Origin of the sequence: Pseudomonas sp. IT-P294 (genome assembly GCF_949767865.1) — a bacterium.
Taxonomy (GTDB): Bacteria; Pseudomonadota; Gammaproteobacteria; order Pseudomonadales; family Pseudomonadaceae; genus Aquipseudomonas.
The window spans coordinates 328,707-350,582 of sequence record NZ_CATKQW010000022.1 but is presented as its reverse complement, the minus strand read 5'-3'; the positions used below and the strand labels follow the sequence as shown (position 1 = coordinate 350,582).

At 61.5% G+C, this 21,876-nt stretch carries 14 protein-coding genes; 11 read left to right on the top strand and 3 right to left on the bottom strand.

Going from position 1 to position 21,876, the window contains the following annotated elements; genetic code table 11:
- Positions 1–8 precede the first annotated feature (8 nt).
- Genes ACM6I0_RS16720 through ACM6I0_RS16675 form a run of 10 tightly spaced genes read left to right on the top strand, consistent with a single transcriptional unit; the run spans position 9 to position 15,035 of the window.
- A complete protein-coding gene (locus ACM6I0_RS16720; protein WP_414922842.1) occupies positions 9–3,074 on the top strand; it encodes a virulence factor SrfB in 3,066 nt (1,021 codons plus the stop codon).
- Positions 3,071–5,782, top strand: a complete 2,712-nt coding sequence (locus ACM6I0_RS16715) for a putative virulence factor (protein WP_414922841.1) — start codon at positions 3,071–3,073, stop codon at positions 5,780–5,782. The genes ACM6I0_RS16720 and ACM6I0_RS16715 overlap by 4 nt, the downstream gene beginning before the upstream one ends.
- A 3-nt stretch (positions 5,783–5,785) precedes the next feature.
- The gene (locus ACM6I0_RS16710; RefSeq protein WP_285431709.1) at positions 5,786–6,802 is read left to right on the top strand and encodes a hypothetical protein; all 1,017 of its coding nucleotides are present in this window, start codon (positions 5,786–5,788) and stop codon (positions 6,800–6,802) included.
- Positions 6,802–8,793, top strand: a complete 1,992-nt coding sequence (locus tag ACM6I0_RS16705) for a vWA domain-containing protein (protein ID WP_414922997.1) — start codon at positions 6,802–6,804, stop codon at positions 8,791–8,793. The genes ACM6I0_RS16710 and ACM6I0_RS16705 overlap by 1 nt, the downstream gene beginning before the upstream one ends.
- 10 nt (positions 8,794–8,803) lie before the next feature.
- Positions 8,804–9,526: an ABC transporter ATP-binding protein gene (locus tag ACM6I0_RS16700; RefSeq protein ID WP_285431707.1), complete on the top strand. Its 723-nt coding sequence runs from the start codon at positions 8,804–8,806 to the stop codon at positions 9,524–9,526.
- Positions 9,510–10,733 carry an ABC transporter permease gene (locus ACM6I0_RS16695; RefSeq protein ID WP_414922840.1) on the top strand — a complete coding sequence of 408 codons (1,224 nt, stop codon included), beginning with the start codon at positions 9,510–9,512 and terminating at the stop codon, positions 10,731–10,733. The genes ACM6I0_RS16700 and ACM6I0_RS16695 overlap by 17 nt, the downstream gene beginning before the upstream one ends.
- Positions 10,723–12,267 (top strand): SUMF1/EgtB/PvdO family nonheme iron enzyme, encoded by a 1,545-nt coding sequence (locus tag ACM6I0_RS16690; RefSeq protein WP_414922839.1) that lies wholly within the window; start codon positions 10,723–10,725, stop codon positions 12,265–12,267. Before ACM6I0_RS16695 ends, ACM6I0_RS16690 begins: the two co-directional genes overlap by 11 nt.
- Positions 12,268–12,313: 46 nt before the next feature.
- Positions 12,314–13,048: a hypothetical protein gene (locus tag ACM6I0_RS16685; protein ID WP_285431702.1), complete on the top strand. Its 735-nt coding sequence runs from the start codon at positions 12,314–12,316 to the stop codon at positions 13,046–13,048.
- 4 nt (positions 13,049–13,052) lie between these two features.
- Positions 13,053–13,559, top strand: a complete 507-nt coding sequence (locus tag ACM6I0_RS16680) for a hypothetical protein (RefSeq protein ID WP_285431700.1) — start codon at positions 13,053–13,055, stop codon at positions 13,557–13,559.
- A 57-nt stretch (positions 13,560–13,616) separates the two neighbouring features.
- Positions 13,617–15,035: a vWA domain-containing protein gene (locus ACM6I0_RS16675; RefSeq protein ID WP_414922838.1), complete on the top strand. Its 1,419-nt coding sequence runs from the start codon at positions 13,617–13,619 to the stop codon at positions 15,033–15,035.
- A 138-nt stretch (positions 15,036–15,173) separates the two neighbouring features.
- Here ACM6I0_RS16675 and ACM6I0_RS16670 read toward each other — a convergent pair whose 3' ends face one another.
- Positions 15,174–17,150 carry a methyl-accepting chemotaxis protein gene (locus ACM6I0_RS16670; RefSeq protein WP_414922837.1) on the bottom strand — a complete coding sequence of 659 codons (1,977 nt, stop codon included), beginning with the start codon at positions 17,148–17,150 and terminating at the stop codon, positions 15,174–15,176.
- Between the two features lie 179 nt (positions 17,151–17,329).
- Complete coding sequence (locus ACM6I0_RS16665; protein WP_414922836.1) at positions 17,330–18,250, bottom strand: LysR substrate-binding domain-containing protein; 921 nt, start codon at positions 18,248–18,250, stop codon at positions 17,330–17,332.
- Positions 18,251–18,428: 178 nt separating this feature from the next.
- On the opposite strand from ACM6I0_RS16665, the gene ACM6I0_RS16660 reads away from it, so the two are divergent.
- Positions 18,429–19,823 (top strand): NorM family multidrug efflux MATE transporter, encoded by a 1,395-nt coding sequence (locus tag ACM6I0_RS16660; protein WP_414922835.1) that lies wholly within the window; start codon positions 18,429–18,431, stop codon positions 19,821–19,823.
- A 121-nt stretch (positions 19,824–19,944) separates the two neighbouring features.
- Here ACM6I0_RS16660 and ACM6I0_RS16655 read toward each other — a convergent pair whose 3' ends face one another.
- Positions 19,945–21,618, bottom strand: coding sequence for a putative bifunctional diguanylate cyclase/phosphodiesterase (locus ACM6I0_RS16655; RefSeq protein WP_285431694.1), 1,674 nt, complete (start codon positions 21,616–21,618; stop codon positions 19,945–19,947).
- Positions 21,619–21,876 lie beyond the last annotated feature (258 nt).

Genomic DNA, 21,876 nt, shown 5'->3' with positions numbered 1-21,876 from the left:
AACCCGACATGTTGCCTGAAGTCACCCAATTCGAAGACACCGTCACGCTGGTCAGCGACACCGGCATCCAGTTCATGGATTTCGCCCTGCGCCTGGATCCTCGCAAAGAACCGGCGGGCGAGTTCGCGCCGATGATCAGCGGGTTGATCTGCCGCCTGTCGTACAACGAAGAGAAAGACTTCTTTTTCTACGAGCCAGAGCCGGAAAAAATCGAGAAGGCCAAACCTGCGTTCAGCGTCGACATGAAAAGCAGCCTCGAGCTGCTCGACGGTGTCTGGCTGCCGACCCCGTTTTTCCGTTTCATGCCGCCGCACCGCTTCGACGAAGGCCCGACCAACTGGTCGCGCATGCGCCTGGTCAAACTGGCGACACCCGACATTGACGGCAACACCCACCGCCTGACGATGGCCTTCGACAGCCGCGTGATGCCCAAGCGTGACGGCACCGCTTACCTGGCGCCAAACGAAGAAGACATCAGCTCCGGCGTGTCCTTCAAACTGGCGACGAAGGCCAGCGAAACCCGCTGGTTCCTGGCCCAGCCGTGGGTCAACGAATGGCTGTTGGAAGTGTTCAACGAGGGCAATGCCCACCGCTCGCGCGCAGAGCTGGACACCGACATCCGCGCCAACTATCACTTGGCGCACTACCTCAACTTGCTGAGTCTGCTGAGCAATCCGTCCGCCGCCCAGCAGTCGACGACCCGTGCGAAAGTTGAAATTCCTGAGCTGAAAGTAGTCGCCAACGACAGCAATGGTCTGGTCAAACCGATTCCGGTGGACCTGGTGCTGGACGTCGGCAACTCGCGCACCTGCGGCATTCTGATCGAAAACCATGGTCAGGCCGGCTCCGGCCTGAAGCAGAATTACGTGCTGGAACTGCGCGACCTGATCACCCCCGAACACACCTACAACCTGCCGTTCGAAAGCCGCGTCGAATTCGCCCAGGCGTATTTCGGCAAGGACCACTGTTCGGTCAAGAGTGGCCGGCACGATGCCTTCCAGTGGGCGACGATCGCCCGGGTCGGCAACGAGGCCAGCCGTCTGGCCAGCCGTCGTCGCGGCACCGAAGGCTCCACCGGCCTGTCCAGTCCGAAACGTTACTTGTGGGATGAAAATGCCTACGGCCACGGCTGGCGCTTCAACTGCTCATACATCAAGACTGACAGCGAGCCGTACGCCACCGCCGCGCCGTTTTCGCACCTGATCAACGAAACCGGCGAGGCGCTTTACAGCCTCGAAGAAGATGATCGCCTGCCGGTGTTCATGCCGCGTTATTCGCGCAGCTCGCTGATGACCTTCATGCTCGCCGAAGTGCTGGCCCAGGCGCTGTCGCAAATCAACAGCCCGGCCCAGCGCTCGCGACAGGGGCATACCCGTGTGCCGCGCCAGCTCAACAGCATCACCCTGACCGTGCCGCCGGGCATGCCCCAGGCCGAGCGCAGCATTCTCAACGAACGCATGCTGCAAGCCATCGGTCTGGTCTGGAAAAGCCTCGGCTGGCACGTCGGCGAAGAAGACCCGCATCAGGATCAGGCCGTCAGCCCACGCACGCCGATCCCGAGCATCCGCGTGGAATGGGACGAGGCCTCGTGTGGCCAGTTGGTGTACCTGTACACCGAGGTCAACGAAAACTTCGCCGGTCACCCGGAAGAATTTTTCGACACCATCGCCCGGCCAGACAAGACTGACCGCGAACGCATCACCCTGGCGACCATCGACATCGGCGGCGGCACCACGGACCTGGTCATTACCGACTACCGCCTCGACCGCGCAGGCAATACCGGCAGCGGCAGCAATGCGCACATCGTGCCCGAGCAGCGTTTTCGCGATGGTTTCAAAGTGGCCGGCGACGACATCCTGCTGGACGTGATTCAGGACTTCATCCTGCCAAGCTTCGAGAAAGCCTTGCAGAACGCTGGCGTGAAAGCCCCGGACTCATTGATGTCGCGGCTCTGTGGCGATGAATCGGTCAGCGCCCAGGACATGATTCTGCGCCAGCAATTGAACCTGCAGGTGTTCGCACCGCTGGGCCTGGCGTTGCTCAAGGCTTACGAGCATTACGATCCGCAAGTACCGCAGGAAGTCAGCCCGCAAAGTTATCGCCAATTGCTGGGCGACAACGCGATCAGCAAGACCGTGCTCGACTACGTCAACGCCGCGGTGCGCCGCGATGTCGGTGGCCAGAGCGGTTTCGACCTGTATGAAGCGCTGATCGGCTTTGATCTGCAGAAGCTCCACGCTGCGTTCCTCAACGGCCAGATCAACATCACCAAAATCCTTGGTGCCCTGTGTGAAGTGGTCGCCTATTACCCGTGCGACGTCTTGCTGCTGACCGGCCGCCCTTCGCGTCTGCCCGGTATTCAGGCGTTCATTCGCAAGGTGCTGCCGCTGCCTCCGGGGCGCATTCTGGCGCTGCAAAACTACCGCACCGGCGGCTGGTATCCGTTCCACAAGAACGGCCGGATCGACGACCCGAAAAGCACCGCGTCGGTTGGCGCGATGCTGTGCCTGTTGTGCGCCAACCACAGCGTGCCGAACTTCTACTTCCGCTCTTCGGCGCTCAAACCGTATTCGACGGTCAAGCACATCGGCGTCATCGACCTGAACAACGTGATCAAGGATGCCGATGTGCTGTACCGCGACATCCAGTCCGAAGACTACAAAATCAAGCTGCCGGAAATCGGCAGCGGCGACGATGCCGACACGCCACAGCTGGAAATGCGCGGCGATCTGCGCCTCGGTTTCCGCCAGTTGGCCGCTGATCGCTGGGCTGCCTCGCCGCTGTACACCTTGCGGTTCACCAAGGCTGGCCGGGAGAAGTTTTCCCGCGCGATCGGTGAAAACGGCAGCGCGCCGCTGCTCAAGGTGCGCTTCGAGGTCAAGCCGGCGGACAAGTACACACGCAAGCAGGATCTGGTCAGCGACCGTCTCTCGGTCCGCGACATCGAATCCAACAGTAGCAATGTCAACTTCAACCCGCGCAGCGACCTCGAGCTGGAACTCAACACCATGCTCGACGCCGGCCTGAGCGAGACCAAGTACTGGCTCGACAGTGGAAGTGTGAAACGCAAATGAATGACCTGACCCCCGATCAAACTCAGCTCTCTGCCAGTTGGGCCGCTGTTTATGAAGGTGCCGGTCAGGCGCTGGAATGGATTGGCCAGACGCGCGGCAACGCGCCACGCCTGGACAGCGAAGCCGACAACCTGAACATCCGCCTGCACCGTGCCCGCAACCTGGCTCACAGCCTGGGTCGTGTGGCCTGCACGCCGATGACCATCGGCTTTTTCGGCTTGTCCCAGGCCGGCAAGTCCTACCTGATTTCGGCGCTGGCGGCCGGCCGGAACGGCAAACTGGAAACCGATTTCGGTGGCCAGCGCCTGGACTTCATCAAGCACATCAACCCGGTGGGTGGCGGCAAGGAAGCCACCGGCCTGGTGACGCGCTTCAGTCGTCGCGCCACGCCGAGCCAGGATCCGCAGTTCCCGGTCGAGTTGACACTGTTCAAGGAAATCGAGCTGGCGAAGATTCTCGCCAACTCCTGGTTCAAGGATTTCGACCTTGAACGAATCTCCTACGAGATCGACGAAGAGCGTATCCAGCGCGTGCTGAAACCGTTCGAAGGACGCGAGACCGGGCCGTTGCAGCCGGGCGTCAGCGCCGACGACCTGGTGTCGCTGTGGGATTACCTGCGGGACAACTTCCGTAATTCGGTGAAGAAGCTTGAGCACCTGTATTGGCCCACGGCGTTGCAACTGGCGCCGCGCCTGAACTTCCAGGAACGTGCCGAGCTGTTTTCCATCCTTTGGGGTGAGCAAAGCGAGCTTACGCGGGTGTACCAGCAACTGGCTGGCGCACTGCACAAGCTGGGCCTGCCCGAAACCGTATTCGCCCCGCTGCACGCCTTGGTGAGTTTCGAAAACGACACCTACAGCCAGCGTGACAGCATCATGAACGTCGACATCCTCGAGCGCTTCGGCAGCCCGCAGGACTTGCCAATCGACGTGCGTCCCCAGGTCGATGGCCGCCTGCAAAACAGTCAGGGCATCCCGGTTGCGCAACTGGCAGCACTGACTGCCGAGATGACCTTCGGCCTGATCGAGGCTCCAGCGGACGACATCGTCAACCAGGTCGACTTGCTGGACTTCCCCGGTTATCGCGGACGCAAGAAGCTGCACGAGATCGCCGACTCCAGCGACCCCGAATCAAGCACCAAGGACAACTCCGTCTCGCAGCTGATCCTGCGTGGCAAGGTCGCCTACCTGTTCGAACGCTACACCGACAACCAGGAAATGAACGCGCTGGTGGTCTGCACCGGCTCGACCAAGCAGAGCGACGTCAATGACGTCGGCCCGGTGCTGACGCGCTGGATCGAGAAGACGCAAGGCGCCGATGCCGCCGCTCGCAGTAAACGCGACACCGGCCTGATCTGGGCGCTGACCATGCTCGACCTGCGCATCACCAACTCCCTGAGCCTGACCCCTGATCAGTACGACGAGAGCTGGAACGGCATGGTCAAGCTGACCATGCTCGAGCGCTTCGGCAGCCTGAGCTGGATGAACGATTGGGCCGGCACACCGTTCCAGAACACCTTCCTGGTGCGCAAACCGCGCATGGACGCTGCGTTCATCGTGCAAGACGAAAGCGGCGCCGAGACCGGCCTCAATGCCAGCTACCAGGAACGTGTCGACGCCCTGGGCGTGAGCTTTGCCGAGAACGAACTGGTGTGCAAACACATCAACAATCCGGCCAATGCCTGGAAAGAAATGCTGCGCAACGATGACGGTGGCATCAGCCACTTCAGCAGCAGCTTCAAGGGCGTGGCCAACATCGAATTCAAGTTGCAGCGCATCCGCGAGCAATTGAGCGAATGCCTCGAAGGCCTGACCACTCATGGCTTGAGCACTTGGTATCACGCCGATGGCGATGGCGCAGCCGCCGCCAAGAAAGCCCAGGCACAGATGATTCTGACCGGCCTGGGCCGTCGTCCGGCGGTGCTGGGTGAGCTCATTGATCAACTCGACATGCCGAGCGAAGAGGTGCGCGACCTGTACCTCAGCGGCGTGTACGAAACCGAAGACGACCTCGTCGCCAACGATGAGCCAGTGGCCCCGACGCCGAGCCAGAGCCTGTATGGCAACGACGCCGGTTTCGATTTCGATTTTGGCGACGACCCGAGCCACGAATCGCCAGTCAGCAGCAAACCCCAAACGCCGGCTCCGGAGCTGCAAAGTAACGAGCACCGTTTTGCCAAAGCCGCTTTCAAGGCCTGGATCGCGCACCTGCGCGAGCTGACCGCCCGCCAAAGCCTGCTCAACCTGCTGGGCCTGGAAAAGGCCTTGCTCGAAGCCGTGGTCGACGAACTGATCACGGCCGGTTACCGCCAGGACCTGCCGGGCCAACTGAGCCGCGCGGTGCTCAAGCGTGCGCAAAGCGGCGCGCGACGCGATCAACTGGTCGAGCGCCAGGTGCTGGAAGTGCAACGCGTGCTGCGCGATTTCGTGTCGTGGTTCGGCTACCTGCAGAAACCGGTGAACGAGCGCCCGAATAGCCGCGCTGGCGCCAAGGCGCCATTGTTCTCGTTCTACACCGACATCGGTCCGGGACAAGTGCCTGAGCTGCCGCCGCATCCAGCGAACCAGGCGCAACGGTTTCTCGGCGACTGGCTCTCGGGCCTGGCCTACATCACCCAGGACAACGCCGGCCATGGCGCCGGCCGCGAAATCACCCCTGAACAGAATGAACGGCTGGGCCATGTGCTCGCAGCCTTCACAGCGAGATAAGCAATGCCAATTCGTGTCGACCTGCTCGCCTTAGAACCCAACGTGCCTGGCCAGGCATACCTCACCGTGAAGAAATGGCAGGGTGGCGAAGAACAGCTGGAGTTTTCCATTCAGCGCAACCAGGACGGTTTCTACCTCCAGGACCGCAAGGCCTGGAGCAACAATCCGTTCTGGTTCAAAGTCTCACGCTTCAATGTCACCGCCAGTGGCGAAGGCCTCCAGGCGCAGGTCGGCCCGGAAGTGGTCGACCCGCTGCTGGAAGGCAGCGCCAGCTCGCAATTCCAGATCGAACTGCGCGAACAGAGTCTGGGCCACGCTGACAAAGGCGTGGTTCGGCCCGGTGTAGGTTTGCTCGCATCCACCGCTGGCGGCCAGACGCGCTCGACGTATGGCGGTGCGGACCTGACAGCGCCCAGTGCGCCGGAGCCAGAGATTCCAGAGTTGCCGGAGCTGGTCCTGCACACTGCCGAGCCGGAAATCGTACTGGAATCGGTGCCCAACGAACCTGCCTACAACCCGCCACCGCCCCCGGTGAAGAAAAGCAAAAAAGGCCTGATCGGCCTGGCGCTCGTGGTGCTCTTGCTGGTGGCCGCCGCCGTCGGGTTCTGGCTGATGAAACGCACCCCGGCCGCCGTCCCGGTTGTTGCAGCCGCTGCACCTGCAGGTGCCGATGCACAAGCCTGCACCCTGGAAAGCATGAACAGCCTGCCCGAACTGACCTTCGTCCAGACCTGCATCAAGGCGGCGCCGGACAGCGCCAAGTTGCTGGAGATCATCAACGAAGCCAAGGCCGGCAAGCATTGCGGCGTCGCCCAGCGTCTGTACGCCAACCGTGCCCAGGCCGGTGATGCGCTGATCGCCAACGCCTATGCCCGCGAATATGACCCGAAATACTTGAAAGCCAGTGAGTGCTTCCCGGTCGCGGACAACGCCACCGCCGCCTACTGGTATGAAACCATCCTGACCCAGGACCCAAACAACGCCGAAGCCAAGCAGCGTTTTGAGGAGTTGCAGAAGTGATGCGCTCTCCCGTGAGTCGATTCCTGCTGAGCGGCGCCGCCCTCTTGGCGTTGTGCATCAGCCCGCTGTCCCAGGCCGATGACAAGCCGCTGATCCAGACCGGCAAGAAAACCTTGTTCCAGCGCGTTCTGACCACGCCGGGCTGCAAAATCAGCCCGAGCGCAGGTGGGACGGCGGGCGATGAGCAACCAGTCTTCAGCCGTTTTTATGTGTACGAACGCGCGCAAGCGGCCAACGCCGAATGGCTGAAAGTCGGCCCCGACAGCTATGGCAAAACCATTGGCTGGCTACCGGCGAGCTGCACCACCGACTGGAAAATGCAGCTGACGCTGGCCTTCACCAACCCGGCCAACCGCGACCGCCTGTTGTTCTTCAAGGACCGCGCCACGGTCGAAGGCATCCTTGATGCGCCGGACCCGGTCAGCAAAGTTGCTCCGCTGCGGGCCTCCCTGAAAAAAAGCCAGCAAGCCCCGGGCGTGCTGGCCCAGGAACCTGAATACTTCGTCGACCTGCAAAAGCAGTTCTACCTGCTGCCCATTTTGAGCGGCGAAGAAGTCATGACCGAAAGCGGTTTCCGTACGCGCCTGCTCAACGTCGCCTCGGTCAGCAAACCGGATGAAAAGAACGCCAAGGGCGGTGCAGCCAACAACGCGGCCGGTGGCAAGGGTCCCGAGGACAAAACGTCCAGTCAGTTGAAGGAATTCAGCGCGGCGGTGGTGTTTGTCATCGACTCGACCATCTCCATGGACCCGTACATCGATCGCACCCGCGAGGCGATCCGCAAGGTCTATCAACAGATCGAGTCGCAGAACCTCGGCAAGCAGGTCAAGTTCGGCATGGTTGCGTTCCGCTCCAACACCCAAGCGGTGCCGGGGCTGGAATACACCACCAAGATGTACGCCGACCCTACCAAGGTGAAAGACAGCGCCGACTTCCTTGCCAAGGTCGCTGACCTCAAGCAGGCCAAAGTCTCCAGCAGCAGCTTTGATGAAGACGCCTTTGCCGGCGTCATGGAGAGCATCGACAAGGTCGACTGGAGCCAGTTCGGCGCACGCTATGTGGTGCTGATCACCGACGCGGGCGCCATCGAAGGCGACGACAAGTTGTCCAAGACCGGTTTGAGCGCCTCGCAGGTTCGCCTCGAAGCGGCCAATCCGGGCGTGGCGATTTACACGTTGCACCTGAAAACCCCGGCCGGGGTCAAAGACCACGCCAAGGCCGAAGCCCAGTACCGGAACCTGTCGACCTACCCGGGCACCAACACCTCGCTGTATTACCCGGTGAACGCCGGTGACGTTCAGGAGTTCGGGCGCAAGGTCGACGCCTTGGCCACCGCGATCACCTCCCAGGTGAAAGCCGCCTACATGGGTGAAGACGCCATCGGCAGCGCCGCGAACGCCAAGCAGGACCCGGCCGAGAAGAAAATGCTCGAGGACGCGGCCCTGATCGGCCACGCCATGCAACTCGCCTATCTGGGCGAGAAGACCAACAGCAAGGCGCCGCCAGTGTTCAAGGCGTGGATCACCGACCGCGACCTGATCAAGCAGAACATCCCCACCACCGATGTGCGGGTGCTGCTGACCAAATCCCAGCTCAGCGACTTGAGCGACGTGATGAAGAAAATTCTCGACGCGGCCAACGAAGGCCTGATTTCGCCGACGGAAATGTTCGATCGCCTGCGTTCGGTTGCCGCGACCATGGGCGCCGATCCCAATCAGCTCAAGCAGAACAGCAACGCCAAACTGGCGGACATGGGCGTGCTCGGCGAGTACCTCGAAGACCTGCCCTATCAGAGCGAAGTGCTGAACCTGGATGAAGAAACCTGGAAGAGCTGGGACGGCCTGGCGCAGGAGAAATTCATCCGCACGCTCAATACCAAACTGCGGCACTACCAGCGTTACAACGCTGACGTCGACCGTTGGGTGGCTTTAGCCAAGGACAGTGATGCGCGGGACAACGTGTATCCGGTGCCACTGGAAATGATGCCTTAACGAGACGCTGATGCTCGATATCAAGAACCTGCTGGTGCGCCGTGGTGAAGGCGCGCTCGCCCATCTCGTGCGCTTGCCGCACTTGCAGGTCGGGGCCGGGGAAATCCTCGCCATCACCGGCGAGAGCGGCAGCGGCAAAAGCACGCTGCTCGAAGCCATCGGCCTGTTGCTGGCGCCGGTCGAGCTGGAACGCTTTCGACTGGGCCCGGCGCGGACGGGCGCGCAAGCCACACCGGTTCAAGACATCGCGCAACTGCTGGCCTGCGACGACCAGCAGGCCTTGGCCGCTGTGCGCTCGCGGCATTTGGGGTTCATTTTGCAGAGCGGCGGCTTGTTGCCGTTCCTCAGTGTGCGCGACAACATCAGCCTGCCGCGCCGCTTGCTCGGCATGCCGGCGAAGAGCGCGCACATTGACCACGCAGTTGAGGTGTTGCGCTTGCAAGGGCTGCTGGATAAACACCCTCAGGCGCTGTCCATCGGCGAACGCCAGCGCGTGGCCTGCGTGCGAGCGATTGCCCATGAGCCGCTGCTGCTGTTGGCCGACGAACCCACCGCTGCTCTCGATCCGCACAGTGCCCGGCGTTTGTTCGAATTGCTGCTGAGCCTGGTGTCGAGCATGGGCCTGAGTGCGCTCGTCGTGTCCCATGACTGGGCCTTGCTGAAGGATTTCGGCTTGCCGCGCCTCGGCGCGATCAGCCGTGAGGGAGAGACATCGTTTGAACCGATGGATTGAACGACTGCGCCTGCTGGGCTCACTTGCCCTGCAAGACCTCTGGCACGACCGCAAGGTGTCGCTGTGCATCGCCGCCTCCCTGGTGGCGGTGATCGCGCCGTTGCTGTTGCTGTTCGGTCTCAAGCACGGCGTGGTCAGCCAGTTGCAGGACGAACTGCTGCGCGACCCGCGCAACCTTGAAGTGAAGATGCTCAGCAACGGCAATTACGACAGCGCCTGGATCGAACGTGTGCGCCAGCGTCCCGAGACCGGTTTTGCCCTCGGCCAGACCCGTTCGCTCAACACCCAGGCGGACTTGTCGATCGGCCTGCAGCGCTTTGTCGAAGGCGCGGAAATCATCGCCACCGAACCCGGCGATCCGCAGCTCAACCTGCCGCAACTCAATCCCACCGGCAACCAGGTGATCCTCAGTGAGCGCGCCGCGCAACGCTTGCAGGCCAAGGCCGGCGACAGTGTGCAAATGCGCGTGCTGCGCCGGCTCGACGGGGTCAATGAGCGCGGCGAGATGACGTTGACGGTGCTGGCAGTGCTCGACGGTGCTCGCTTCGGCCGCGCGGCCGGGTTTGTCGCCCCACCGCTGCTGCTGAGCCTGGAGCGCTTTCGTGATGGCTATCAAGTTCGCGAGTTCAATGTCGATACCGGTAAGCCTCTTGGCGATTTGCAACCGCTGTATGCCCGCGCCCGCCTGTATGCTCGCGACATCGATCAGGTTGCGCCGCTGGAGCGCTGGCTCAATGAACAAAACATCGAAACCTCGAGTCGGCTGGCCGATATCGACAACGTCAAAGCCATCAACCATGTACTGGGGCTGATCTTCGGGGTGATTGCCCTGGCGGCGTTGATCGGTTGTGTGGCGTCGATGGTCGGGGCGTTTCTGGCCAACATCGACCGCAAACGCAAAAGTCTCGCGGTCCTGCGCCTGCTGGGTTTCAAACGCAGGGCAGTCGGCGGTTTCGTGGTCATGCAGGCCCTGCTGCTGAGCCTGGCCGGTTACCTTGGCGGATTGGGGTTTTATGCCGTCGGCAGTCATTTGTTCGATTCCCTGCTCGGCAGCAGCCAGGCCACCGGCAGTTTCGTTTGCCACATCACAATCTGGCATGGCCTTGCCGCCCTGCTCCTGACCTTTGTGGTCGCTGCACTGGTGGCCGTGATCGGCGCCGTGCGGGCGATCAACATCCAACCTGCGGAGAGTCTGCGTGAGCTATAAACGTTTTGGCTTGCTGTTACCCCTGAGCCTCGGCTACCTGCTCGACGCCTCGGCAGCGGGCTGGGAAGAGAAGTATTACAACCCGATGCCCGAGGCCAACGACGTCGTGCTGCCGATGCCGTGCGAAGGCTCGATGGTGTTTCGCAAGGTGTTCATTCCGGTGGCCGGACCGCTCGACGACTACCCGATCAACATCGGTCAGGACGGCGCGGAGTACGGCTACGTCGAACAGACCCGGCCAACCTTCATTGCGGGCAGCTTCACCGGCGCCAAGAACGACAAATCCCGCTACTACTTGATGGCCAAGTACGAGATGAGTCAGTTGCAATACGCTGCGCTGACCGAACAAACCTGCCCCACCGCTGCGACCAAAATGCGCCTGCCGCAAGTGGCCGTAAGCTGGGTGGAAGCCGTCGAGGCGGCAGACAAGTACAACCTGTGGCTGCGTAAAAACGCCGCCGACAAACTGCCGAAAGAAGACGGCTCGCTGGGCTTCCTGCGCCTGCCGACGGAAGTCGAGTGGGAGTTCGCGGCGCGCGGCGGCCTGGAAGTCGGCGCGGCGGAATTCCGTGATACGCGTTACCCGATGCCCGACGGCATCAATGCCTACGAGTGGTTTGCCGGGGCGCAATCGTCCAACGGCAAACTGCAGTTGTCGGGCCTGCAAAAGCCCAATCCGTTGGGCTTGCACGACATGCTCGGCAACGTCGACGAGATGATGTTCGAGCCGTTTCGCCTGAATAAACTTGACCGCCAGCACGGTCAGGCCGGCGGCTATGTGGTGCGCGGTGGCAACTACCTGACCGCCCAGGCCGACCTGCGCACCGCGCTGCGCAAGGAAGAGCCGTATTACAACGCCGAAGGCCAAGTGAAAAACAAAACCACCGGCCTGCGCCTGGTGCTGGTCTCGCCAACCCTGACTTCGCGCGAACGTGTCGCCAGCATCGAAAGCAGTTGGAAGAAACTTGGCACCGGCAGCAAGGAAACCGAATCGGCCGACAAAGGCACGGTGCAATCCCTGAACTCGCTGGCCTCAGGCGTGGAAGACAAGGCGCTCAAGGAAAAACTCCAGGCCCTGGAAAACCAATTGCGCGCCAGTAACCAGCAACAGGAAGAAACCCGCGATCAGGCGATCCGCGCAAGCCTCAACCTGGGTGCGTTCCTGTGCACTAAAATGCTCGACGACGGCCAGTACCTGGACTTCCTGCAAAAGAACTACAAGCTCAATTGCGAAAGCGCTGAAAAAGACGCCAGTTGCGACATGCGCAAAGGCAAGCTCGAGGAGCAGAAGGATCGCCTGCACAAGCTCAGCCGTTACTACGCCAGCAGCCTGGTGGAATCAGCGACCTTGTACGGCCAGCCGCTGCTTGAAGCGCAGGTCCCGGTGATGGAAGAAATCATCACCCGCAACAAACAGCTGCAAGAACTCAAACCCTATTTGCGCACCCACTGGGCCAATCAGAAGACCTTCCTGCAAAAGCAGAAGATCGACACGGACGCCTGGCTGACCAGCTGCAAGACCGTCACTCAATAACTCACCTCAACAAAAACAGTCAACACCGTCACCAAGGAGTCTCACCATGTCGCGCAGCCTTTGGACTCGCTTCAAGCTACAGATCGCTTTCGTTGTCGCCGGCAGCCTGCTGCTGACGGGGTGCGCCAACACCGGTAGCTCCATGCTCGGCGACAGCGACGGAACCGACCCCCGCCTGACCCAGGGCCAGGACGCTGAGTTCTTCAGCAAGTCCGGCTACCAGGCCTGCGCCGTCGGTGCCGGTGTCGGCATCCTCGCTTGCGCACTGTCCAACAGCAACAACAAGGGTGTGTGCGCCATCGCCGCCGGTATTACCGCGTGTGGCGTAGCCATGGGCGCGAACTACTACCTGGATCAGCGTCGCAGCGAATACGCCGACACCTCAACCCGCTTGGCTAAAATGAACAGCGACGTCGAACAAGACACCCAGAACGTGATCGCCCGTACCGCGACCGCTCAGCAAGTGATCAATGACGATCAGGCAAAGATTGCCCAGATCAAAAAGGACATCGCCAACAAGAAAGTCGACAAGAGCCAGGCCCAGGCGCAAATCGCCGAGATCGATTCCAACATCGCGCGCCTGCGTAAAGACCTCGGCAACATGCGCGTCAAAGTCACCGAGTACACCAAGGTGGCAGACGCCGAGCGTGCACAAGGTGCCACCGGCGCCGAGATCAAGCAGGTGGACATGAACATTAAGAAAATGAACCAGAAAGTCGCCACCCTGCAAAAGGAAGTCGACGGTCTGTACTCCCAGCGCTCCGCGATCACCTTGGGCTAAGCACATGACGTTACGACCACTGGCGGTCCTCACCGCCGTCCTGGCTTTGAGCGGTTGCGCGACCAAGCCCGGCGAATGCGATGCGACCAATCGCGACAGCAGCATGCTGACCAAAATGAACTGCGACTACTCCGGTGGCTACAGCGATCAGGTCAAGCAGAAAGAACAGGCCCTGTCTGCCTCTCGCCAGGAAAACGCCATGTTCCGCCAGGTCTACGAGAACATTCAGGCCCAGCAACTCAGCACCAAGACCGACCTGGCCAGCCAGCAGAAATCCCAGGCGGCGCTGAACCAGTCGCTGAGTCAGTTGCTGTCCTCGCTAAAGACCCGGCATGCCAATGAAAGCCAGGTGCAGAAGCAGATCGCCGGGCTTGAGCAGCAGCTCAAGGCCTCGCAGGCAGCGCCCGTGACCAAGGCCTCGCCCGCGACGCTGGCCGCCAAGAAGGAGCAGCTGAAGGTCTTGCAGAAAAAGGTCAACCAACTGCAATTCAGCCTCGGTTACGAAGAGTAACTTTTCACCCCGCCGGCTTCCCGAGGGAGGCCTGCACCTTTTTCAGGAATTGTCGTCATGCAGCGGGTCATCAGGGATGCGCAAGCCACACCGGAGGGGATGAGTGCACTGCAAGCCAAAGTTGCCCTCATCCAGAAACACTTTCCGCCGACCGTCGCCAGCCTCTTCGCCATTCCGCGGATGGGCAGCGGTGACGTGCTGGAATGGTGGACCGAACTGGGTGGCCAACCCACGCCCTATGCCGACCTCAACGAGGACGCGCGACGACGCTTGCTGGAAACCTATGAAGTGCGTCAGACGTCCCTCGAGCAGCTGGCGGACGAACTGCAAAGACGCGGTCAAGCAACGGAAGCGCAAGACCTGCGCAGCCTGCTCGGCACGCCTGAACTGGACAAGCTGTACAGCCTCAATGGCGAGCCGCTGGTGGTGCGCTGGAACCAGCGTCCGCCCAAACCGATCGTGCCGCCGGTGGTTCCGGTGGTGCCGCCTTCGCGCCGTGGCTGGTGGATCGCGGCGGCCTTGCTGGCGCTGCTGTTGCTGCTTCTGGCGCTGTGGCTCTGGTGGTTCCTGCACCGTGAACCGGTTGTCGTGGTTCCACCGGTAGCGCCGGTGGTGACGCCAGTGGAGAAACCGGTAGAGAAACCGGTAGAACCGGTTCCCGAGCCTGTCGTAGAACCGGAGCCTGCTCCGAAACCAGAACCCGCGCCAGAACCGGTACCACCACCCAAGCCGGTCCCACCACCAAAACCGGTCGTGGCCGCGCCACCACCGCCGCCACCTCCACCTCCAGCCCCGACGCTGGATAACTACGCATGCCGCAAAAAAACGCCGGATGCCGTGCCCCCGCAATTTGTGGTGGTACTCGACACTTCGGGCTCGATGGATTTGAACATCAAGTCGGTGAAAGCCGACGAGGACTGGTTCTTCGGCAATGAGATGAACAAGTACCTGGACCCGAACCGCACCATGCAGATCTTCGCCAAGCCCAGCCGCATGGACGTCGCCAAGGAATCGCTGGCCGGCATGATCAATGGGCTGGACCCGAAAATCGACACGCGCCTGATCACCTTCGCCGGTTGCGAAAGAACACCGGACCAGGGCGTGTTCAAGCTGGGCGACCGCCCGCGGCTGATCAACGGAATTCGCGGCCTGGTGCCCAACGATGGCACACCACTGGCTGACAGCCTGGCCTACGCCGCCAGCAAGGTCGACGGGCGCAATAACGATGCAGTGATCGTGATGTTTGTCGACGGCGAGGACGGTTGCAATAAAGACGCCTGCGCGGTATCCCGCCGAATCGCCAGGGAACAACCACGCCTGCGGGTCAACGTGGTGAAAATCGGTGCCGGTGGCCCGTCACGTTGCATCGCTGAAAACACCGGCGGCCGGGTTTACAACAGCACCAATGCGGCGGAGTTGGGCAAGCAGTTGAAACAGGCGAGCAAGGAAGTGTCGAGCAATGCCAAGTGTGATTAGTCACTCGGTTTAGGTATTGAGGTAAACCTGATCGCGAGCAAGCTCGCTCCCACAGGATTTGTGTCGTTCACAAAAGGACGGAACGACACACAACCCTGTGGGAGCGAGCTTGCGCGCGAAGGCGATTTCAGCCGCTACTCAACGAAACCGGTCAACCTCTTGGCGCAAGTCCGCTGCCAGCTTCTCCAGCTCTTTGGCGGTAACGGCCAGGTTCGACACCACTTCACGCTGCTCGCTGTTGGCCAGCGCAATGCTTTGCAGGTTGCTGCTGAGCAAGGTCGCGGTGCTGCTCTGTTCCTGAGTCGCCGTGGTGATCGCCGCAAATTGCTCGCCGGCCGAGCGGCTCTGTTCGTCGATGCGCGCCAGGGCCGAGGCCACGTTGGCGTTACGCGACAGGCCTTCCTGCATTAACAGGTTGCCTTGCTCCATGGTGCTGATCGCGTTGCCGGTTTCCTGCTGGATGCTTTGAATCATCCCGGAAATTTCATCGGTGGCCTGGCGGGTGCGCGAAGCAAGGTTGCGCACCTCATCGGCCACCACCGCAAAGCCGCGACCCTGCTCGCCGGCACGGGCCGCTTCGATGGCCGCGTTCAACGCCAGCAGGTTGGTTTGTTCGGCGATCGAGGTAATCACGCCGACGATGCCGCCGATTTCCTGGGAGCGCTGACCGAGGGTGTTGATCACGGTAGCGGTGCTGTTCAGTGCGCCAGCAATTTGCTCCAGAGACGAGGACGCTTCGTCCATCGACGTGCGACCGATCTGGGTTTGTTGTGCGTTTTCCTGGGCCAGGCGCTGGGTGCTGCCCATGTTGTCGGCGATGTTCAGCGAAGTTGCGCTGAACTCTTCCACGGCGCCGGCCATGCTGGTGATTTCGCCGGACTGCTGCTCCATCCCTTCATAGGCACCACCGGACAGGCCGGACAACGCCTGGGCACGACTGTTGACCTCACCCGAGGCCTTGCGGATGTGCTCGACCATTGTCGACAGCGCTTGGCTCATCTGGTTGAAGGCGCGGGCCAGTTGACCAATCTCGTCATTGCTCGACACGTTCAGGCGCACGCTCAGATCACCGGCGCCCAGCGCTTCAGCCTGGCGCACCAGATCACCCAGCGGCGCGAGTTTGCTGCGCAGCAACCAGACTGCCGAACCCACGGCAATCAACATCGCCAGCAAACTGCCGATCGCCAATTGAATACCAACGCTCCAGGTCACCGCGCTGATTTCGGTTTGCGGCATGCTCGCCACCACCGACCATGGGCCGCCGTCGAACGGCACGGCCACGCTGTAGAAGTCTTCGGACTTGTCGCTCCAGAAATCGCCCTTGCCCGGGGTTTTCGCCAGGCTGGTGATGGCCGGGACCGCTTTATCGAGCGCTTGCACGCCTGCAATCGGCACCAGCCACTTGTTCTGCTCATCCAGCAGCGCCAGCGAGCCCGTCTGGCCGATGCGGAAGCGTTTGAGGTTTTCGAACTGCGCGTTCTGCGCATCGGTGTAATCGAACCCTACGAACAACACGGCGATCACCTTGCCGCTGCTGTCGCGCACAGGGGTGTACTGGGTCATGTAGGAGCGATCGAACAGCAAGGCGCGACCGACGTAGCTCTGCCCCGCTATCAAGCGCGCATAGGCCGGATTCGCGTGGTCCAGCAAGGTGCCGATGGCCCGGTTGCCATCCTGCTTGGTCAGGGAGGTACTGACCCGGACAAAGTCTTCGCCACTGCGCACGAACACCGTCGCGACGCCCGCCGTCATTTGCTTGAACTCGTCGACTTCCTTGAAGTTGTTGTTCAACACTTCGCTGCCCAGGTGCAAGCCCGGCGTCTGCGCGCCCGCCACGGCCACCGGCTCATCCGGGTGCACGCTCAGACCCGCACTGAAGCGTTTCTCGAACAGGCCGGCCAGGCGCTGGGTGCTTTCACGCAACGTGCCGTGAAAGGTGCTCAATTGGTCGGCCAGCAACCGGGCTTCGCTGGCCAGGTGCTCCTCGCGGGTGGCGAGGTTGGCGCTGTCCAGCGAACGCAGGGCGAATACGGTACTGCCAGTGATGACAATCGCCAGAATCACGGCAAGCGCAAGACCAAGTTGTGAGGCGATCCGGGCACGGGGTTGAGACATGACAGCTCCTGGCCGAGCGACCAGACATCCTGATCACGATGCACACTCGGCAATATTCAAAGGGAATTGCGACAAACCTGCACGAAGGTTCCATGTGCAGATTCTCGGCGGCAAACTTGAATACTTGAGTAAAAAGCGAGGATATGGCTCAAGGCCTCTACCGCAGGGGCTCTATCGATTCAGCAAAGGTGTTCGACATCGGGTAAATCCATGGCCCGAACCTCCCCGAGCAGGAAATCGCTGAGGCGGCGCAAACGTTCACCTCCCGGGCGGGTTTTCGGCCAGACCAGGTAATAATTCTCACCACTGGCCACGGCGGTCGGCCACGGCAAACTCAAACGACCCTGCGCGACATCCTCCGCCACCATCAGCAAATCGCCCATGGACACGCCATACCCCCGGGCTGCCGCGATCATGCCCAGCTCCAGTGTGTCGAAGACCTGACCGCCCTTGAGTGACACCCGATCATCCACGCCCATGCGCACCAGCCACGTGCGCCAGTCGCGGCGGTCCGGCGTCGGGTGCAGCAGTTCGGTACTGGCCAGACGCGCAACGTCCCACGGCTGATCCTTCAACAGATTGGGCGCGCCCACGGGAATCAGCTCCTCGGGAAACAACAGCGTCGCCTCCCAGTCCGGCGGGAAATGCCCGTTGCTGAGGATCACGGCGCAGTCGAACGGTTCTTGATTGAAGTCCACCGAGTCGATGTCCATCCAGGCGCTGGTCAGTTGCACTTCGTTGCCCGGCTGCAAGTGCCGAAAACGGCTGAGCCGCGCCAGCAGCCAGCGCATGGTCAACGTCGACGGGGCTTTCATGCGCAGGATGTCGTCTTCGGCGCGCAAGGTATTGCAGGCACGTTCCAGGGCGGTAAAACCTTCACGAATGCCGGGGAGGATCAGGCGCGCCGACTCGGTCAATTGCAGGTTGCGTCCGCTGCGGTGAAACAGACGACAGGCGAAATGCTCTTCGAGCGTACGAATATGCCGACTGACCGCGCTTTGGGTGATCGACAATTCTTCCGCCGCACGGGTAAACGAGCTATGCCGCGCCGCCGCTTCAAATGCGCGCAGGGCATACAAGGGTGGAAGACGACGGGACATCGGGAAAGCTCCTAAGGCGCGGTTGCGCAACGTTAGCAGAAACCTGCCAGCATGAGTTTGACTCATGCCACCCATCCTTTTTATCCCTTTGTGCAATCCCCGTGAAGCGCCGAGAATCGGCGTTCTCCTGTTTTCCTTGGGGTTTCCTTTTTCTCTTCAATAATCGAGCGTGATGACCATGCAGCATCCAGCACGTACCGAACTCTGGGCCATCCTGCGGCTGGCGGGGCCGTTGATTGCCTCGCAGTTGGCGCACATGTTGATGGTCCTCACCGACACCTTGATGATGGCGCGCCTGAGTCCCGAAGCGCTGGCCGGTGGCGGCCTGGGTGCAGCGACGTATTCGTTTGTGTCGATCTTCTGCATCGGCGTGATTGCCGCAGTCGGCACCCTGGTGGCGATCCGTCAGGGCGCTGGCGATATCGTCGGTGCTGCGCGACTGACCCAGGCCGGGTTGTGGCTGGCCTGGCTGATGGCGCTGGTGGCCGGGTTGCTGCTGTGGAACCTCAAACCGGTGCTGCTGCTGTTTGGCCAGACCGAAACCAACGTCCACGCCGCCGGCCAGTTCCTGCTGATCCTGCCGTTCGCCCTGCCCGGCTATCTGAGCTTCATGGCCCTGCGTGGTTTCACCAGCGCCATCGGCCGGGCGACGCCGGTGATGGTCATTAGCCTGGGCGGCACCGTGGCCAACTTCCTGCTCAACTATGCGTTGATCACCGGGATGTTCGGGCTGCCAAAACTGGGCCTGATGGGAATCGGCCTGGTCACGGCCATTGTCGCCAACCTGATGGCCGTGGCGCTAGCGCTGCACATCCGTCGCCATCCAGCCTACGACGCTTATCCGCTGCGCCAGGGGCTGTCGCGGCCTAACCGTCAGTACTTGAAAGAGCTGTGGCGCCTCGGCCTGCCCATCGGTGGCACCTACGCGGTGGAAGTCGGGTTGTTTGCGTTTGCGGCGCTGTGCATGGGCACCATGGGCAGCACGCAACTGGCCGCGCACCAGATCGCCCTGCAGATTGTTTCCGTGGCGTTCATGGTACCGGCGGGGATTTCCTACGCGATCACCATGCGCATCGGCCAGCATTACGGCGCCGGGCAGTTGCTGGATGCGCGGCTGGCGGGTCGGGTCGGGATCGCGTTCGGAGCCGTGTCGATGCTCGGGTTCGCGATGGTGTTCTGGTTCCTGCCCAATCAGTTGATCGGCCTGTTCCTGGACCACAACGACCCGGCGTTTCGCGACGTCATCAACCTCGCTGTGAGCCTGCTGGCGGTCGCCGCATGGTTCGAGCTGTTCGACGGTACGCAAACCATCGCCATGGGCTGCATTCGCGGGCTCAAGGACGCCAAGACCACCTTCCTGGTCGGGCTCGGCTGCTATTGGCTGATCGGGGCACCGGCGGCATGGTGGATGGCGTTCAATTTGAACGGGGGGCCAACGGGCGTCTGGTGGGGGTTGGCGCTTGGCCTGGCGTGCTCGGCGGTGAGTCTGACGCTGGCGTTCGAGTGGAAGATGAAAGGAATGATTCGGCGCGAGCCTGCGTCGCAGCGTTTCGAGGCCATTCAGACCGAATGATGTCCCTGTGGGAGCGAGCCTGCTCGCGATGAGGCCGTGTCAGTTAACATTGATGTTGACTGATACTGCGCTATCGTCGGAGCGCCGCCCGGAGCAGGCTCACTCCTACAGGGGTTTTGGTTCAGCTCACGATGCCCAGCGCTGGCTGCTGGTCGCTGTCAAACGTCAAATACTCAACCAGTTCCATCAGCGGCAACGGCTTGCTGATCAGATAACCCTGCACCTGATCGCAACCAAACCCACGCAACAAATCCAGTTGTTCTGTCGTTTCCACGCCCTCAGCGACCACTTCAAGATTGAGGTTGTGCGCCAGGTTGATCATCGCGTGCACCAGTTTGCGATTCTCTTCGCGCTCCTCCATGCCGCCGACGAAGCTCTTGTCGACCTTGAGCAAGGCAATCGGCAGGCTGTTGAGGTGCACGAACGACGAGAACCCGGTGCCGAAGTCATCCAGAGAAAAGCGCACGCCCAGTCGTCCGAGCGCATCCATGGTCTGCTTCACCAGATCGCTGCGGCGCATCACCGCGGTTTCGGTCAGCTCGAACTCCAGCCATTGCGCCTCAACGCCGCGCTCGGCAATCAGCCGGCTCAGGGTCGACAACAATTGGCTGTCCTGAAACTGCCGGAACGACAGGTTGATCGCCATGTGCAGCGCCGGCAAACCGCGCTCGCGCAGCGCCTGCATGTCCCGCAGGGCACGGGAAATCACCCAGTAACCGAGCGGCACGATCAAACCGCTTTGCTCGGCCAGCGGCACGAATTCGCTGGGCGCCAGCAAACCACGCTCGGCATGGCGCCAGCGCACCAGGGCTTCAAGGCCGACGATTTTGCCGTCCTCAAGGTTCAGGCGTGGCTGGTAATGCAGCTCCAGTTCGTCACGACGCAAGGCCCGGCGCAGCTCGCTTTCGAGATCGGCCATGCTGCGGGCGTTGCGGTTGATGCGTTCATTGAAGATGTGAAAAGTGCAGCCCTGAGTGCTTTTGGCTTGCTGCATGGCGATGTGCGCGTGCCACATCAGAGGATCAGCGCCTGCCTGGGCCCGGGCATGGGCGATGCCCAGGCTGGAACCGATCAACAGGCTTTCGCCATCGACCCAATAAGGTTCGGCCAGGGCTTCGGTGATGCGTTCGGCCATCCATTCGGCGCGTTGCGGCGCACGACGGGTGTCGATCAGCAGAGCGAATTCGTCGCTGCCCAGTCGTGCCAGTTGATCGCTGGCCTCAAGCTGACTTTTCAGGCGCGCGACCACTTGCAGGATCAACCGGTCTCCGGCCTGGTGGCCGAGGGCATCGTTGGCGTGACGGAAGTTGTCGAGATCCAGGTGACCGAGGGCCAGGCCGCGGCCGTCGTTTTCCGCCAGACGCGCTGCCAGCAAGGTCTGGAAACCCTGCCGGTTGGCGATGCCGGTAAGCGGGTCTTGCTCGGCCAGACGCTGCAAGGTGTTTTCCAGCACACCGCGCTCACGCACGTGGCGCAGGCAACGACGCAACATGCCGGGATCGAGATGATCGCGCACCAGCCAGTCGCTCACACCATCGGGCGGCGACGTCGGCTCGTGCTCGAGCAGCAACACCGTCGGCAGGTTACAACGGCCGGGCGCAGGCTGAAGGGCAGGAATCGTCAACAACACCGCACCGCGGTTGTCATCGAACAGACTGCTGACCGAGTCCCAACTCGGAGCGCTGATGAGCACGGCCGAGCTCCCCATCGGAGCCAGACACTCGCGCAACAACGCTGCCCACGCTGGCTCTTCGGCCAGTAGCAGCAAACGCAAGGGTTCGACAGGCGTAGACAAGCTAGCTCCCTAGACTCTGCAAAGATGTAGGCGGCAGGCATTATGCCGCGCCGCCAACCAATGACCAACTGACATCAGTTTTCAAGCGAGGCTTTGTGTCTGGAATACGAACATTAGCCGCAAATTCACCGCGCATCCTGCTTGAAAGTATCAAAACCGGCAAATAGAGATAGCGCAGTACGTCACAAGTCGGAGAGAGCAGCACAATTCGCTGAGCCTGTTAAAATGCCGGCCCATTTCACAAATGACTCCCTGACT